Below are 15,458 nucleotides of genomic sequence, written 5' to 3' on the forward strand. Positions count from 1 at the left end.
TCGTGAGGCGAGCGAAGCAGCTGATGGAGGTTGTCAATGTCCGGAGAACCAGGCACCGAGAAGGCCGACGTCGTCCTCATCGGGGCGGGCGTCATGAGCGCGACGATGGGCACCATGGTGCAGCAGCTCGAGCCGACCTGGACCGTCCGGATGTTCGAGCGACTCGACCGGGCGGGCAGCGAGAGCTCCGACCCGTGGAACAACGCCGGCACCGGCCACTCCGCGCTGTGCGAGCTGAACTACACGCCGCAGGCCAAGGACGGGTCCGTCAGCGCGGACAAGGCGCTCGTCATCAACGAGCAGTTCCAGCTCTCCCGTCAGTTCTGGTCGCACCTGATCGACAAGGGCGTCCTGAAGGACCCGAAGAGCTTCATCAACCCCGTCGCTCACATCAGCCTCGTGTTCGGCGAGGACCACGCCCGATACCTGAAGACCCGGTACGAGGCGCTCAAGCCCAACAAGCTGTTCGAGACGATCGAGCACAGCGAGGACCCCGACGTCATCGCCCAGTGGGCGCCCCTGACGATGGCCGGCCGCAACCGCGGTGAGCGCGTGGCCGCCTCCCGCGTGGTCGGTGGCACCGACGTCAACTTCGGTGAGCTGACGCGTCAGCTGACCGACAAGCTCGCCGAGAACGGGGCCGAGGTCGCCTACGGCCACGAGGTCACCGACGTCACCCGCGGCACGAACGGCCGCTGGCAGGTCTCCGTCAAGAACCGGCTCACCGGGCAGCGGACGACGATCGACGCGCGGTTCGTGTTCATCGGCGCCGGTGGTGGCGCCCTGCACCTGCTGCAGCGCTCCGGCATTCCCGAGGGCAAGGGCCTGGCCGGCTTCCCGGTCTCGGGCGAGTTCCTGCGCTGCACCGACCCGGCCATCGCGGGCCAGCAGAACGCGAAGGTCTACGGCCAGGCCTCCGTCGGCGCCCCGCCGATGTCGGTCCCCCACCTCGACACGCGCTTCGCCGACGGCAAGCGCTCCCTCCTGTTCGGCCCCTACGCCGGGTTCTCGACGAAGTTCCTCAAGACCGGCACCTACCTGGACCTGCCGCTGTCCATCCGGACGAACAACATCATCCCGATGCTCGCGGTGGCCAAGGACAACATGGACCTGACGAAGTACCTCGTCACCGAGGTGCTCAAGTCCCGGTCCGCCAGGGACGACAGCCTGCGCCAGTTCTACCCCGAGGCCGACCCGGGCTCGTGGGAGCTGATCACCGCGGGCCAGCGCGTCCAGGTGATCAAGAAGGACGCCAAGCGGGGCGGCGTGCTCCAGTTCGGCACCGAGCTGGTCACCAGTTCCGACGGGTCGATCGCCGCGCTGCTGGGGGCCTCCCCGGGCGCCTCGACGGCGACGTCGATCATGATCGACCTGCTCAAGCGCTCGTTCCCCGGCTACGCGGACCGCTGGGCCTCCAAGCTGACCGAAATGATCCCCTCGTACGGCCAGAAGCTCAACGACAACCCGCAGCTCGCGGACGAGGTGCTCGAGGCCACCGACCGCACCCTCGCGCTCGCCTGATCCACCCGCCCCGGACACCACCAGTGCCCGGGGTCCGGCCCCGTACCGAAGGGCACCACCGTGTTCCGCCTGGCCCATCTCTCGCTCGCCAACCGGGCGCTGATCGCGCTGGTCACCGTGCTCGCGTCGGTCTTCGGGGTGATCACGATGAGCTCGCTCAAGCAGGAGCTCATCCCCTCGATCGAGTTCCCGCAGGTCTCCGTCATCACGTCGATGCCGGGCTCGAGCCCCGAGGTGATCGACAAGCAGATCAGCGAGCCGCTCGAGGCGGCGCTGAACGCCGTCGAGGGCCTGGACTCCTCGACGGCGACGTCGCGCTCCGGCGTCTCGACGATCAACCTGCAGTTCGTCTACGGCACCAACCTGGACCGGGCCCGCAGCCAGGTGGACCGGGCCATCTCCAACGCCCGGCGGCAGCTGCCCGACAACGCGGACCCGCAGTCCATCACCGGCAGCATCTCGGACCTGCCGATCGTCTACCTCGCCGTCTCCTCCGACGACCGGTCCCTGAGCGCCCTGCGCCAGCGGCTGACCACCACCGCGGTGCCCAAGCTGCAGAAGATCGCCGGGGTCCGCTCCGCCGACGTCGCCGGCGGCGCCACCCAGTCCGTGCGGATCCTGCCCGACCAGGGCAAGCTGGCCCGGGCCGGGCTGCCGGTCACGGCCATCAGCGACGCCCTGAAGAACAACGGCGACCTGGTGCCCGCCGGCACCGTGCAGCAGGGCAAGAACGCCCTCGACGTGCAGTTCGGCTCCCCCATCACGTCGCTGGACGCCATCCGGGCGCTGCCCGTCTCCGGGCGGAACGACCCGAAGGTCGTCACGATCGGCGACGTCGCCTCCGTCGCGCTGACGGACGACGCCGCGACGTCGATCACCCGCACCAACGGCGAGGCCACCTTGTCCGTCGCGGTGACGAAGAAGCCCGAGGGCGACGCCGTCGCCATCTCCCACGCCGTGCGGGAACTCGTGCCGCAGCTGCAGGCCGAGGTGGGCGGCAACGCCCGGTTCACCACGGTGTTCGACCAGGCGCCGTTCATCGAGAAGTCCATCAAGGACCTCACGACGGAGGGCCTGCTCGGCCTCGGCTTCGCGGTCCTGGTGATCCTCGTCTTCCTGCTCTCCGTGCGCTCGACCCTGGTCACGGCGATCTCCATCCCGCTGTCCCTGCTGATCACGTTCATCGGCATGTCGGGGCTGAAGTACTCGCTGAACATCCTCACGCTCGGGGCTCTGACGATCGCGATCGGCCGCGTCGTCGACGACTCCATCGTCGTGATCGAGAACATCAAGCGGCACCTCGAGTACGGGCAGCCCAAGCGGCAGGCCATCCTCGAGGCGATCCGCGAGGTCGCCGGCGCGGTGACCGCCTCGACCCTGACGACGGTCGCGGTGTTCGCGCCCATCGCGTTCGTCGGCGACCTCGCCGGTGAGCTGTTCCGCCCGTTCGCCCTGACGGTCACCATGGCGCTGCTCGCGTCCCTGCTCGTGGCGCTGACCATCGTGCCCGTCCTCGCCTACTGGTTCCTCGGCGACAAGCCGGTCCGCCGGCCCGGACGCGGCACGCGCCGCTCCCGCCGTCGGGAGGCAGCGGCCGCCGGTGCCGCGAGTGGTGCGGGGACGACGACGGTCGCCGGGGCCGCCGTCTCCGGTGCCGCCATTTCCGGTACCGCCACTTCCGGTACCGCCTCCGGCGGGGTCGCGGTCGAATCCGAGGACCGCGACCGCAACGGCCGGCTGCCCTGGCTGCAGCGGGCCTACCTGCCGATCCTCGGCGGCACCCAGCGCCACCCCGTCATCACGGTCGCCGCCGCCGCGCTCATCCTCGCCATCACCGCGCTGTTGCTGCCGATGATGAAGACCAACCTGCTGGGCGACAGCGGCCAGAACAGCTTCTCGATCAAGCAGGCGCTGCCCGCCGGGACGAGCCTGCAGGCCACGAGCGACGCGGCGAAGCGGGTCGAATCGACCCTGCGGGGCATCGACGGCGTCCGCACGGTGCAGGTGAACATCGGCAACGCCAGCGGCGGCCTGTCCGCGTTCCTGACCGCGGGCGCGTCCACCGCCCAGTACACCGTCATCACCGACGAGAACCGGGACCAGACCGCCCTGCGGGAGACCGTCCGGCAGGCCGTGACGGGCCTGCGCGACGTCGGCACCGTGACCCTCTCGACGCAGAGCGGCGGCTTCGGCACGAGCAGCACGGTCAACGTCACCGTCACCGCGCCCACGTCGGACCTGCTCGCGAAGGCCAACGACGTCGTCGTCAAGGGGCTGACCGGCGTCTCCGACGCCCGTGACGTCTCGAGCAACCTGGCCGCGAACCAGCCCGTCGTCCAGGTGCAGGTCGACCGCGCCGCCGCGGCGCGGCTCGGTGTCAACGAGTCCGCCCTGGCCGGCATCCTCGCCAGCCGGCTCTCCCCCATCCCCGGGGGCACCGTGCGGCTGAACGACACCGACTACCAGGTCAAGATCGGCGACCCGCCGGCGCTGACCAGCGTCGACACGCTGCGCAACCTGCCGATCCCGGCCGGCCCCACCACGATCCCGCTCAGCCGCCTCGCCGACGTCAGCGAGAAGCAGGTCGCCACGAGCATCACCGTCTCCTCGGGGCAGCGCACCGCCGTCGTCTCCGTCACCCCGGCGGGTACCGATCTCGGCGCCGTCAGCCGCAGCGTGACGGACCGGCTCGCGACGCTGAACCTGCCGACCGGCACCGAGGCGACCATCGGCGGCGCCGCGGTGCAGCAGGCCAACTCGTTCCGGCAGCTCGGCCTCGCCCTGCTGGCCGCGATCGCGATCGTCTACGTGATCATGGTGGCGACCTTCAAGTCGCTCGCGCAGCCGCTCATCCTGCTCGTCTCGGTGCCGTTCGCGGCCACCGGCGCGATCGGCCTGCTCGTCGCCACGCAGATCCCGCTCGGCCTCGCCTCGCTCGTGGGGCTGCTCATGCTCGTCGGCATCGTCGTGACCAACGCGATCGTGCTCATCGACCTGATCAACCAGTACCGCAGGCCCGCGCCCGGACGCCCGGCGATGAGCCTGGCGGACGCCATCACCACGGGCGCCCGCCGGCGCCTCCGGCCGATCCTCATGACGGCGCTCGGGACCATCTTCGCGCTCATCCCCATGGCGCTCGGCCTCACCGGGGGCGGCGGGTTCATCTCGCAGCCGCTCGCCGTGGTCGTCATCGGCGGCCTGATCTCCTCGACGGCCCTGACGCTGATCCTCGTGCCGGTGCTGTATCGGCTGCTCGAGGGCTGGCGCGAGCGACGGGCCGAGCGGCGGGGCCGGGGTGCCGTCCCTGCCTCGCCGGAGGTCGCGGACGCCACGGACGTCCATCGCGGGGGCGGCGGTGCCGAGCCGGCATTCGCCGGGGGAACGGGTTCCGGCAGTGGATCCGGGACCGGTTCCGGGATCGCCGCCGGGCATCGGGGTCGCCATGCCGCCGAGTGACCCGGCACCGAACGAGCCGGCGCCGGTTGATCCGGCACCGAGTGACCCCGCGCCGGCCGACGCCGTCGCGGACCGGCAGGCGGCCCGCTCCGGACTGCGGGCAGCAGACCGGGCGTGGGAGTCCCTGTTCCGCGCCCAGGTCGAGGTGATGCGGCACCTGCTCGCGGACGATGCCTTCGCGACGCTGAGCATGCGCGAGTACGACGTGCTCTACAACCTCTCCCGCGACGGCGGCTGGGTCCGGCAGCACGAGTTGAACGCGCACCTGCTGATCAGCCAGCCGAGCCTGAGCCGGATGCTGGACCGCCTGGCGGACCGAGGGCTGGTCGAGCGGCGCCGCGCCTCCGACGACGCGCGCGGCGTCCAGATCCGGCTCACGGACGACGGGGAGGCGACCCAGCGACAGGTCGGCCGCGTGCACCTGCGCACCATCGGGCGGCTCTTCTCCGGCGCCCTGACGCGCGAGGAGATGGACGCCCTCACCGTCCTCACCGACCGGCTGCGGGCGGGTCTGCCCGGACCGGACGGACCCGACCGCCGGGACTGACAGCGGTCACTGGCTGGGGCAGATACCGGTCAGCCGAGGACGACGTCGGGCGCGCCGCTGTCCGCGGGCCAGTCCCCCTCCGCGGTCGCCGTCACGGCCAGGTCCCCGAAGGTGAAGGGCCCGTCGATCGCGGTGAGGAACGCCGTGTCCGCGGCGTCCCGGCCGGTCGAGATCCGCACCACCTGGTGTCGCTGCGACATCCGCGTCGGGTCGAGCAGGTACCAGGACCCGTCGAGATACGCCTCGGCCACGGCGTGGAAGTCCATCGGCGTCAGGCCCGGCGCGTACACCGCCACGAGCCGGGCGGGCACGTTCTTGGCCCGCAGCAGCGCCACCGCCAGGTGCGCGAAGTCCCGGCACACCCCGCGGCGCATCAACAGGGTCGAGACGGCGCCGTCGGTCGCGCGGCTGGAGCCGGAGACGTAGGCCAGCTCCCGGTGCACGAAGCGCGTGACGGCGTCGAGCAGCTCGGTGCCACGAAGCTGCGCGAACTCCGCCCACGCGGTGGGCATCAGCGTGTCCGACTCGCAGTACCGGCTCGGTCGCAGGTACTCGATCAGCTCGAGGTCACGCACCGTGTCGACGGTCGAGCGGCCGCCGATCGTCGCCCGGTAGTCCAGCACCACCTCGCCCGTCGTCAACGCCGTCACGGCGTGCAGGCGCCCACCGTGGCTCTCGCGGATCTCGGTGACCTCGGCGGGGTGGCCGTCGACCGTGATCGCCAGCTCCTCGTCGAAGTGGTCGTAGCCGGGGTTGTCGACGGCGGCGACGGCGAACACCAGTCGCGTGCCCTCCCCGACACGGCCGGTGATGTGAGCGGACACCTCGCGTTGCATGGATCCTCCGTCTAGGTCGTCAGCAGGGTGATCAGTGTGTACTAGCCTGAGACCACGATCTCACTGCCGGGCGATCGCGGTCGCGCGGTCTCCCCCGACGGACCAGGAGCGACCATGACGACCACCACTCCGACCGCCGACGACGCGCACACCGCGCGGGGAAAGGCCGACGCGCCGTCCCCCGAGGACGAGCGTATGCCGGACTCCCCCACGGACATCTCCAAGCCCTCGTGGGGCTACGTGTTCAAGCGCACGGTCAGCGAGTTCGGCAAGGACAAGTGCACCGACCTGGCAGCGGGTCTGACGTACTTCGCCGTCCTGTCGCTGTTCCCGGCCATCCTGGCCCTCGTGTCCATCCTCGGCGTCGTCGGCCAGGCCGACGCGACGACCAATGCCGTCCTGGACCTGCTCAAGCCCATCGGCGGCAAGGCGCTGGACACCATCGGGCCGGTGATCAAGGAACTGGCGAGCTCGACCGGTGCGGGCATCACGCTGGTCATCGGTATCCTCGGCGCCCTCTGGTCGGCGTCGGGCTACGTCGGCGGCTTCGGCCGGGCGATGAACCGCATCTACGAGGTGGACGAGGGGCGGCCGATCTGGAAGCTGCGCCCGGTGATGCTGCTCGTGACCCTGGTGATGGTCCTGCTGATCGCCGCCACCGGCCTGATGCTCGTCGTCTCCGGCCCCATCGCGCAGCGCATCGGCGAGTTCATCGGCCTCGGTGACACCGCGGTCACGGTGTGGAACATCGTCAAGATCCCGGTGATGCTCGTCTTCGTCATCGTGGCCGTCGCGGTGCTGTACTGGGCGACCCCGAACGTGCGGCAGCCGAAGTTCCGGTGGATCTCCGCCGGTGCCGTCATCGCCATCGTCGTGCTGATCGTCGCGACCATCCTCTTCGCGTTCTACGTCGGCAACTTCGGCAACTACAACAAGACGTACGGCTCGATCGCGGGCGTCATCATCTTCCTGCTGTGGATCTGGATCGCGAACATCTCCCTGCTGTTCGGGGCGGAGTTCGACGCCGAGCTCACCCGCGCCCGGCAGCTGCAGGCCGGTATCGCGGCCGAGGAGTCCATCCAGCTGCCGCCGCGGGACACCAAGCAGTCCGACAAGCAGCACGAGAAGGTCGAGAGCCTCGTCGAGCAGGGCAGGGAGTTGCGTGTGGAGAGCGAACAGAACGGCACCGCGGGCGCGGCGTCCTCAGCGGGCCGCAACGGCGGCCGGGACGAGCACGGGCGCGACGGCCGCGACTCGAGGAACGCGAGCGACACGCAGGACAAGCACGGGACCAAGGACAAGGACGGCGACCGGACGGGCGCGACGGTCGTGCCCGAGGCCGTGCTGAAGAACCAGCCCGGCAGCCACCAGTACGGCACCCGCCGCGAGGACGTGTGAGCGACCCGGTCGACGACCGATCCGCCACGCCGGGCGCTCCGCGCACCGACTCCCTCGACCACGAACTGGTCGAGGGAGTCGACGCGGAGCTGCACGTCGAGCGGTTCTCCCCCGCGCCGGGTGAGGTGACCGACGCTGCCCCGGTGCTGCTGATCCACGGCTTCGCCTCCTCGACGGACCTGAACTGGGTGCGGCCGGGCTGGGTGCGGGAGCTGACCCGCGCCGGGCGTACCGTCCTGACCGTCGACCTGCCCGGGCACGGCCGCTCGGGGCCCGCCACCGTCGAGGACTGCCTGCCCTCGCGCATCCGCGCGGACCTGCTGCAGATCCTCGCGCAGGAGGGCGTCGTCCCGATCGGGCCCGACGGCGGCGGTGTCGACCTCATCGGCTACTCCTTCGGCGCACGATTGTCCTGGGAGCTGGCGGCCGCGCAGCCGGAACTCGTCCGGCGGGTCGTGCTCGGCGGTGCCGCGGCGAACGACCGCTTCGTCGCCTTCGACCTGGAGAGCGCCCGCGCCCATCTGGAGTCCGGCGCCGACGTCGAGCACGACGAGACCCGCATGTTCCTCTCGATGGCCCGGGCGGCCGGCAACGCCATGGACCCGATCCTCACCTTCATCCGCGCCGCCCAGCGCGAGCCCTTCCACCCGGAGACGATGGTGCCGCGACAGCCGGTGCTGCTCGCCGCCGGGGAGAACGACGAGCTCGCGGCGGGGATGGGCGACCTCGTGGCCTTGCTCGAGGCTGCCGGCGGCTCACCCGAGACGGTCCTCGTCCCCGGGCGGGATCACCTCTCGGCCGTCACGAGCCGCGGTCTCAAGGACGCGGCCCTCGCGTTCCTGGCCTGACGCCTTCCCAGCTGCTCCGCCCGGTCCACCTCGATTCCCTCACCGCCTCCGGCTCCAGCAGGGGTTGACAGTGGCGCCCGTCATGCCCACACTGGATCGTATACGATTTCATCGCTGATCCAATTCGATTTGATCCGGGTCGGCCGTGTGCGAGGAGGAACGGATGCACGACGTCACCGATCAGGTGCTGCAGGACATCGGCAGTGTGATCGCGGTGCACCTGAACTACCCGTCGCGGGCCGCCCAGCGCGGCCGCACCCCGGAGCACCCCTCCTACTTCCTCAAGCCGACGTCGTCCTTGGCACGCTCGGGCGCCGAGGTGCAGCGCCCGGCAGGCACGGAACTGCTGGCCTACGAGGGCGAGGTCGCGCTCATGATCGGCACGCGCACCTACCGGGCGACGCCCGAGCAGGGCTGGGCGGCCGTCTCCTGGGTCACCGCGGCCAACGACTGGGGCCTGTACGACATGCGGACCGCGGACAAGGGCTCCAACCTGAGGAACAAGGGCGGCGCGGGCTTCACGCCGCTCGGCCCGGCACTCATTCCGGCGCGTGAGGTCGATCCCGCGGGGCTGCGCGTGCGCACCTGGGTCAACGGCACCGTCGTCCAGGACGACACGACCGACACTCTCCTCTTCGACTTCGGCCGGCTGATCGCGGACCTGAGCCAGTGGATCACCCTGCAGCCCGGCGACGTCATCCTCACCGGCACGCCCGCCGGCTCCTCCGTCGCCCAGCCCGGCGACGTCGTCGAGGTCGAGGTCAGCACGATCGACGGAGGCCTGCGCTCCGGCCGGCTGGCCAGCCGCGTCACCGAGGGCACCGTGCCGGCCAACCCCGCGTACGGCATCACGCCGACCGTCACCGACGACCAGCGGATCGAGGCCTGGGGCGACGAGGAAGCCTGGCGGTCCGGGTCGGCCGGCGCTGCGGCCGCGCCTGCCGCGCCGGTGCACACCGCACCGGAGACGCCCACCCCGGCGAAGCCGGAAACGCCGGAGACCACGGCGTCCGTCCTTCCCCCCGACCTGCGCCGCAAGCTCGAGGCCGTCGCCACCGCGACGCTGAGCTCCCAGCTGCGCAAGCGTGGCCTGAACAACGTCTCCATCGACGGGCTGCACTGTACCCGCGACGGCGCGAAGGTGGTCGGCCTGGCCCGCACGCTGCGCTACGTGCCCAACCGCGAGGACCTGTTCGCCGAGCACGGCGGCGGCTACAACGCGCAGAAGCGCATCGTGGACGACCTGCACGCGGGCGACGTCCTCGTCATGGAGGCCCGCGGCGAGAAGGGCGCCGGGACCCTCGGGGACATCCTCGCCCTGCGCGCCCAGGTGGCCGGCGCCGCCGCCATCATCACCGACGGCGGGGTCCGGGATGCGGCCGTCGTCGCCGAGCTGGCCATGCCGACCTTCTACGCCACCGCCCACCCCGCGGTGCTCGGCCGCAAGCACGTGCCGTGGGACACCGACGTCGCCGTCGCCTGCGGCGGGACCACCGTGGTGCCCGGGGACATCATCGTCGCCGACGCCGACGGCATCCTCGTCATCCCGCCGGCTCTGGCCGAGGAACTCGTCGAGGAGAGCCTGGCGCAGGAGCACGAGGAGGAGTTCATCTACGCGCAGGTCGAAGCCGGCCACCCCGTCGACGGGCTCTTCCCGCTGAACGCCGCCTGGCGAGGGAAGTACGACGCGTGGGCCGCCGAGCACCCGCGGGAGCTCTGAGCGTCGTGACCACCACGGAGAAGAACACCGAGAACGACACGACCGAACGCGCGAGCAAGTCCGAGACCGCCTACCAGTACGTGCTCGAGAAGATCCGCTCGGGCAGCTACGGGCCCGGCTACCGGCTCGTGCTCTCCCGGCTCGCCGACGAACTGGACATGAGCGTCGTGCCCGTCCGGGAGGCGATCCGGCGGCTCGAGTCCGAGCGGCTGATCACCTTCGAACGCAACGTCGGCGCGACCGTCACCGGCATCGACCCGACCGAGTACCTGTACACGATGCAGACGCTCGCCCTGGTCGAGGGGTACGCCACCGCGCTGTGCGCGCCGCTGGTGACGCCGGCGGACATCGCCCGGGCCCGCGAGGTCAACCGGCAGATGCGCGCCCGGCTGGCCGACTTCGACCCCCGCACCTTCACCGAGCTGAACCTGAAGTTCCACGCCATCCTGTTCGAGAACTGCCCCAACCCGCACGTCCTGGACCTGGTGCACCGCGGCTGGAATCGGCTCGGCGCCCTGCGCTCCTCGACGTTCGCCTACGTGCCCGGCCGGGCGGCGCGATCCGTGGACGAACACGACACCCTGCTCGACGCCCTCGAGGCCGGCGACGACGTCGTCGAGATCGAGCGGATCGCCCGCCGGCACCGCCTCGCCACCCTCGAGGCCTACCTCGCCCACGCGGCCACCTGAGAACCATCCCCGCCAGCCCCGCCACCACACCTCGACTCCCCGACCCGTCCTTCCGAAGGAGAGACCCGTGACCACCCACGCCAAGCCCGACAACCTCCCCACCCTCCTGCAGCACTACATCGGCGGTGCGCACGTCGACTCGATCGACGGGGACACCTTCGACGTGCTCGATCCCGTCACCAACGAGCCGTACCTGAAGGCCGCGTCCGGCAAGGTCGCCGACGTCGACGCCGCGGTCGCCGCCGCCAAGGAAGCCTTCGAGAACGGGCCGTGGCCGGGCATGCTGCCCCGGGAGCGCTCCCGCGTCCTGCACCGGATCGCCGACATCGTCGAGACCCGCGGCCAGGAGCTGGCCGAGATGGAGTGCTTCGACACCGGCCTGCCGATCACCCAGGCCCTCGGCCAGGCCCGCCGCGCGGCCGAGAACTTCCGCTTCTTCGCGGACCTGATCGTCGCCCAGCACGACGACGCCTTCAAGGTGCCCGGCCGCCAGGCCAACTACGTCAACCGCAAGCCGATCGGCGTCGCCGGCCTGATCACGCCGTGGAACACGCCGTTCATGCTCGAGTCCTGGAAGCTGGGCCCGGCGCTGGCCACCGGCAACACCGTGGTGCTCAAGCCGGCCGAGTTCACCCCGCTGTCCGCGTCCCTGTGGCCGGGCATCTTCGAGGAGGCCGGCCTGCCGGCGGGCGTGTTCAACATCGTGCACGGCTTCGGCGAGGAGGGCTTCGCCGGCGACTCGCTCGTCAAGCACCCCGACGTCCCGCTGATCTCCTTCACCGGCGAGTCCCGCACCGGGCAGATCATCTTCGCCAACGCCGCCCCGAACCTGAAGGGCCTGTCGATGGAACTGGGCGGCAAGTCCCCCGCCGTCGTCTTCGCCGACGCGGACCTCGACGCCGCGATCGACGCCACCATCTTCGGCGTCTTCTCCCTCAACGGCGAGCGCTGCACCGCCGGCTCCCGGATCCTGGTCGAGCGGAGCATCTACGACGAGTTCGTGGAGCGCTACTCCGCCCAGGCCCGCCGCGTCAAGGTCGGCTACCCGCACGACACGTCGACCGAGGTCGGTGCCCTGGTGCACCCGGAGCACTTCGAGAAGGTCATGTCCTACGTCGAGATCGGCAAGACGGAGGCGCGGCTGACCGCCGGCGGCGGCCGCCCCGACGGCTTCCCTTCAGGTAACTTCATCGCCCCGACCGTCTTCGCCGACGTCGCCCCGGACGCCCGGATCTTCCAGGAGGAGATCTTCGGCCCCGTCGTCGCCATCACCCCGTTCGACACGGACGAGGAGGCCCTCGCGCTGGCGAACAACACGAAGTACGGCCTGGCCGCCTACATCTGGACCAACGACCTGAAGCGGGCGCACAACTTCTCGCAGGACGTCGAGGCCGGCATGGTCTGGCTGAACTCGAACAACGTCCGCGACCTGCGCACCCCGTTCGGCGGGGTCAAGGCGTCGGGCCTGGGCCACGAGGGCGGCTACCGCTCCATCGACTTCTACACCGACCAGCAGGCCGTCCACATCAACCTCGGCGAGGTGCACAACCCGGTGTTCGGCAAGGCCGAGGACGCTGCCGCCGTCGACGACGCCTGAGCCACCACTCCCCACCCTGTTCTCGACCGCTCTCTCGATGAGGAGAAGACCATGAGCACCACCCCGAACACCGCGACCGGCCCTTCGAACACGAGCCCGAGCACCAGCCCGGCCGTCGTCGAGCAGGACGACGTCGTCCGGCCGACCGTCACCAACCCCATCCCGACCCCGACGGCTCCCGCGCCGGACATCCTGCGCTGCGCCTCCATGGAGCTGGTGGTCACCGACCTGGCCGCCTCCCGCGCGTTCTACGTCGACCTGCTCGGCCTGATCGTGACCGAGGAGGACGAGACCGCGATCTACCTGCGCACGATGGAGGAGTTCATCCACCACAACCTCGTGCTGCGGCAGGGTCCGGTCGCCGCCGTCGCCGCCTTCTCCTACCGGGTCCGCACGCCCGAGGACGTGGACCGGGCCGAGGCCTGGTACCAGGAGCTCGGCTGCCGCACGGAACGCCGGAAGGACGGCTTCGTCAAGGGCATCGGCGACAGCGTGCGGGTCGAGGACCCGCTGGGCTTCCCCTACGAGTTCTTCCACGAGGTGGAGCACGTCGAGCGGCTCGCATGGCGCTACGACCTGTACGGCGCCGGGGCGCTCGTGCGGCTGGACCACTTCAACCAGGTGACCCCCGACGTGCCGCGCGCCTGCCGGTACATGGAGGATCTCGGCTTCCGGATCACCGAGGATATCTCCGACGCCGAAGGCATCGAGTACGCGGCGTGGATGCGGCGCAAGCCCACCGTCCACGACACGGCCATGACCGGTGGCAACGGCCCCCGCATGCACCACGTCGCCTTCGCCACCCACGAGAAGCACAACATCATCTACATCTGCGACAAGATGGGCGCGCTGCGGATGTCGGACCGGATCGAGCGCGGCCCGGGCCGGCACGGCGTCTCGAACGCCTTCTACCTCTACGTCCTCGACCCGGACGGACACCGCGTGGAGATCTACACCCAGGACTACTACACCGGCGACCCCGACAACCCGGTGGTGCGCTGGGACGTGCACGACAACCAGCGCCGCGACTGGTGGGGCAACCCCGTCGTGCCGTCCTGGTACACCGAGGCGTCCCTCGTCCTCGACCTGGACGGCAACCCGAAGCCGGTCGTGGACCGGGAGGACCCCTCCGAGATGGACGTGACCATCGGCGCCGACGGGTTCTCCTACACCCGCGCCGGCGACGACGACGGCAGCTACCGCGGCGAGGCCGCCAAGGGCTTCAAGCTCGGGAGCCAGCTCTGATGCTGGAACCGACGACGATCGCCGCGATCGCCGACGAACTGGTCGAGGCCGGCCGCACCCGCACCCCGGTGCCGCTGCTGCACACCCGCTACCCCGAGATGGAGGTGGAGGACTCGTACGCCGTCCAGCAGCTGTGGTCCTCCCGCCTGCAGGAGGGCGGCCGGACGGTCGTGGGCCGCAAGATCGGGCTCACGTCGAAGGCGATGCAGGACGCCACCGGCATCACCGAGCCGGACTACGGCGTCATCCACGACGACATGGTGCTGGACAGCGGTGTCGAGATCCCGTGGGACCGGTACACCCACCCCCGGGTCGAGGTCGAGCTGGCGTTCCGGCTGGGACGGGACCTCGGCAGCGACGACCCCGCCGCGCCGCCGGTCACGATCTTCGACGTGCTCGCCGCGACCGAGTACGTCGTCCCGGCGCTGGAGATCCTCGACTCCCGGATCGAGATGAGCGGGCGCACGATCGTGGACACCATCGCGGACAACGCCGCGATGGGGGCCATGGTGATCGGCGGACGCCCGGTCAAGGTCGATACCGTGGACCTGCGCTGGGTGTCCGCGCTGCTGTACCGCAACGCCGGGATCGAGGAGACCGGCGTCGCGGCCGGCGTGCTGGGCCACCCGGCGTCCGGCGTCGTCTGGCTGGCCACCAAGCTCGCCGCCCACGGGCAGCGACTGCGGGCCGGGGACCTCATCCTGGCCGGCTCCTTCACCCGGCCGATGTGGGTGTACCAGGGCGACGCCGTGTTCGCCGACTACCGAGAACTGGGGACCGTGACATGCCGATTCGTGTAGAGGAACCGCGGCCGACCCTGGCCGCCGCGCTGGCCGCCGCCGACCGGCCCCTCGTGGGCATGTGGGTGTGCTCGGGCTCGGCGCTCGTGGCGGAGATCTGCGCCGGCTCGGGCGTGGACTGGCTGCTGGTCGACGTCGAGCACGGGCCCAACACGCTGACCTCGACGCTCGCGCAGCTGCAGGCCGTGGCCGCGTACGACGTCGTCTCCATGGTCCGGGTGCCGTGGAACGACCCCGTGCAGATCAAGCAGTACCTCGACGCCGGGGCGCAGAACCTGCTGGTGCCGATGGTCGACACCGCCGAGGCCGCGGCTGCCGCGGTGGCGGCGATCCGGTATCCCGGGACCGCCGGTGCTGCCGGCACCGGCGGCAACTCCGGCGCGGGCATGCGCGGCGTGGGTGCGGCGCTGGGCCGGTCCTCACGCTGGGGGCGGATCCCGGACTACCTCGCCCGTGCGTCGAACACCGTGAGCCTGACCGTGCAGATCGAGACCGGCACGGCCGTGGAGAACGTCGAGCAGATCCTCGCCGTGGACGGGGTGGACGCGATCTTCCTCGGCCCCTCGGACCTGGCCGCCTCGCTCGGGCTGCTCGGCCAGCAGGAGCACCCCGACGTGCTCGCCGCCGTCGAGCGGTGCGTGGCCGCCGGACGCGCCGCCGGCAAGCCCGTGGGCATCAACGCCTTCAACCCCGAACGCGCCCGCGCCTACACCGAGGGCGGCGTCGCGTTCGTCTCCGTCGGCTCGGACGTCACGCTGCTCGCCCGCGGCAGCGAGGGGCTCGCCGGCGTGCTGGGCTGAC

Annotated in this window: 12 protein-coding genes; 11 read left to right on the forward strand and 1 reads right to left on the reverse strand. The window is 71.0% G+C overall.

What is annotated here, in order from left to right; translation table 11 throughout:
* Nucleotides 1-36 precede the first annotated feature (36 nt).
* Genes V6N00_RS05680 through V6N00_RS05690 form a run of 3 tightly spaced genes read left to right on the forward strand, consistent with a single transcriptional unit; the run spans nucleotide 37 to nucleotide 5,524 of the window.
* Nucleotides 37-1,521, forward strand: a complete 1,485-nt coding sequence (locus V6N00_RS05680; protein ID WP_334231098.1) for a malate:quinone oxidoreductase — start codon at nucleotides 37-39, stop codon at nucleotides 1,519-1,521.
* Between the two features lie 60 nt (nucleotides 1,522-1,581).
* Nucleotides 1,582-4,977 (forward strand): efflux RND transporter permease subunit, encoded by a 3,396-nt coding sequence (locus V6N00_RS05685; RefSeq protein WP_334231099.1) that lies wholly within the window; start codon nucleotides 1,582-1,584, stop codon nucleotides 4,975-4,977.
* Entirely contained in the window at nucleotides 4,964-5,524 is a 561-nt protein-coding gene (locus tag V6N00_RS05690; RefSeq protein WP_334231100.1) for a MarR family winged helix-turn-helix transcriptional regulator, read from the forward strand. The genes V6N00_RS05685 and V6N00_RS05690 overlap by 14 nt, the downstream gene beginning before the upstream one ends.
* Nucleotides 5,525-5,553: 29 nt before the next feature.
* On the opposite strand, the gene V6N00_RS05695 is transcribed toward V6N00_RS05690, so the two are convergent.
* Nucleotides 5,554-6,360, reverse strand: coding sequence for a transglutaminase-like domain-containing protein (locus V6N00_RS05695; protein WP_334231101.1), 807 nt, complete (start codon nucleotides 6,358-6,360; stop codon nucleotides 5,554-5,556).
* Between the two features lie 114 nt (nucleotides 6,361-6,474).
* Between V6N00_RS05695 and V6N00_RS05700 the strand changes: the two genes are divergently transcribed.
* From V6N00_RS05700 to V6N00_RS05735, 8 genes are all read left to right on the forward strand, one after another.
* A complete protein-coding gene (locus V6N00_RS05700; protein ID WP_334231102.1) occupies nucleotides 6,475-7,758 on the forward strand; it encodes a YihY/virulence factor BrkB family protein in 1,284 nt (427 codons plus the stop codon).
* Entirely contained in the window at nucleotides 7,755-8,606 is an 852-nt protein-coding gene (locus V6N00_RS05705) for an alpha/beta fold hydrolase (protein ID WP_334231103.1), read from the forward strand. Before V6N00_RS05700 ends, V6N00_RS05705 begins: the two co-directional genes overlap by 4 nt.
* 163 nt (nucleotides 8,607-8,769) lie before the next feature.
* Nucleotides 8,770-10,326 carry a fumarylacetoacetate hydrolase family protein gene (locus V6N00_RS05710; protein ID WP_334231104.1) on the forward strand — a complete coding sequence of 519 codons (1,557 nt, stop codon included), beginning with the start codon at nucleotides 8,770-8,772 and terminating at the stop codon, nucleotides 10,324-10,326.
* A 5-nt stretch (nucleotides 10,327-10,331) separates the two neighbouring features.
* Nucleotides 10,332-11,015: a GntR family transcriptional regulator gene (locus V6N00_RS05715; RefSeq protein ID WP_334231105.1), complete on the forward strand. Its 684-nt coding sequence runs from the start codon at nucleotides 10,332-10,334 to the stop codon at nucleotides 11,013-11,015.
* 67 nt (nucleotides 11,016-11,082) lie between these two features.
* Nucleotides 11,083-12,612 (forward strand): 5-carboxymethyl-2-hydroxymuconate semialdehyde dehydrogenase, encoded by a 1,530-nt coding sequence (hpaE, locus tag V6N00_RS05720; protein ID WP_334231106.1) that lies wholly within the window; start codon nucleotides 11,083-11,085, stop codon nucleotides 12,610-12,612.
* A 51-nt stretch (nucleotides 12,613-12,663) separates the two neighbouring features.
* Nucleotides 12,664-13,857, forward strand: coding sequence for a 3,4-dihydroxyphenylacetate 2,3-dioxygenase (hpaD, locus tag V6N00_RS05725; protein WP_334231107.1), 1,194 nt, complete (start codon nucleotides 12,664-12,666; stop codon nucleotides 13,855-13,857).
* Nucleotides 13,857-14,657 (forward strand): 2-keto-4-pentenoate hydratase, encoded by an 801-nt coding sequence (locus V6N00_RS05730; RefSeq protein ID WP_334231108.1) that lies wholly within the window; start codon nucleotides 13,857-13,859, stop codon nucleotides 14,655-14,657. Before hpaD ends, V6N00_RS05730 begins: the two co-directional genes overlap by 1 nt.
* The gene (locus V6N00_RS05735; RefSeq protein ID WP_334231109.1) at nucleotides 14,642-15,457 is read left to right on the forward strand and encodes an HpcH/HpaI aldolase family protein; all 816 of its coding nucleotides are present in this window, start codon (nucleotides 14,642-14,644) and stop codon (nucleotides 15,455-15,457) included. Before V6N00_RS05730 ends, V6N00_RS05735 begins: the two co-directional genes overlap by 16 nt.
* Nucleotide 15,458 lies beyond the last annotated feature (1 nt).

The sequence above is a fragment of the Tersicoccus mangrovi genome, from assembly GCF_036881825.1.
GTDB classification, from domain to species: domain Bacteria; phylum Actinomycetota; class Actinomycetes; order Actinomycetales; family Micrococcaceae; genus Tersicoccus; species Tersicoccus mangrovi.

Excerpts from the sequence above, each read along its gene's own strand:
- V6N00_RS05730 (WP_334231108.1), top strand. The coding sequence starts at position 13,857 with ATGCTGGAACCGACGACGATCGCCGCGATCGCCGACGAACTGGTCGAG.
- V6N00_RS05700 (WP_334231102.1), top strand. The coding sequence starts at position 6,475 with ATGACGACCACCACTCCGACCGCCGACGACGCGCACACCGCGCGGGGA.
- V6N00_RS05690 (WP_334231100.1), top strand. The coding sequence starts at position 4,964 with ATGCCGCCGAGTGACCCGGCACCGAACGAGCCGGCGCCGGTTGATCCG.
- V6N00_RS05735 (WP_334231109.1), top strand. The coding sequence starts at position 14,642 with ATGCCGATTCGTGTAGAGGAACCGCGGCCGACCCTGGCCGCCGCGCTG.
- V6N00_RS05695 (WP_334231101.1), bottom strand. The coding sequence starts at position 6,360 with ATGCAACGCGAGGTGTCCGCTCACATCACCGGCCGTGTCGGGGAGGGC.
- V6N00_RS05710 (WP_334231104.1), top strand. The coding sequence starts at position 8,770 with ATGCACGACGTCACCGATCAGGTGCTGCAGGACATCGGCAGTGTGATC.
- hpaD (WP_334231107.1), top strand. The coding sequence starts at position 12,664 with ATGAGCACCACCCCGAACACCGCGACCGGCCCTTCGAACACGAGCCCG.
- V6N00_RS05680 (WP_334231098.1), top strand. The coding sequence starts at position 37 with ATGTCCGGAGAACCAGGCACCGAGAAGGCCGACGTCGTCCTCATCGGG.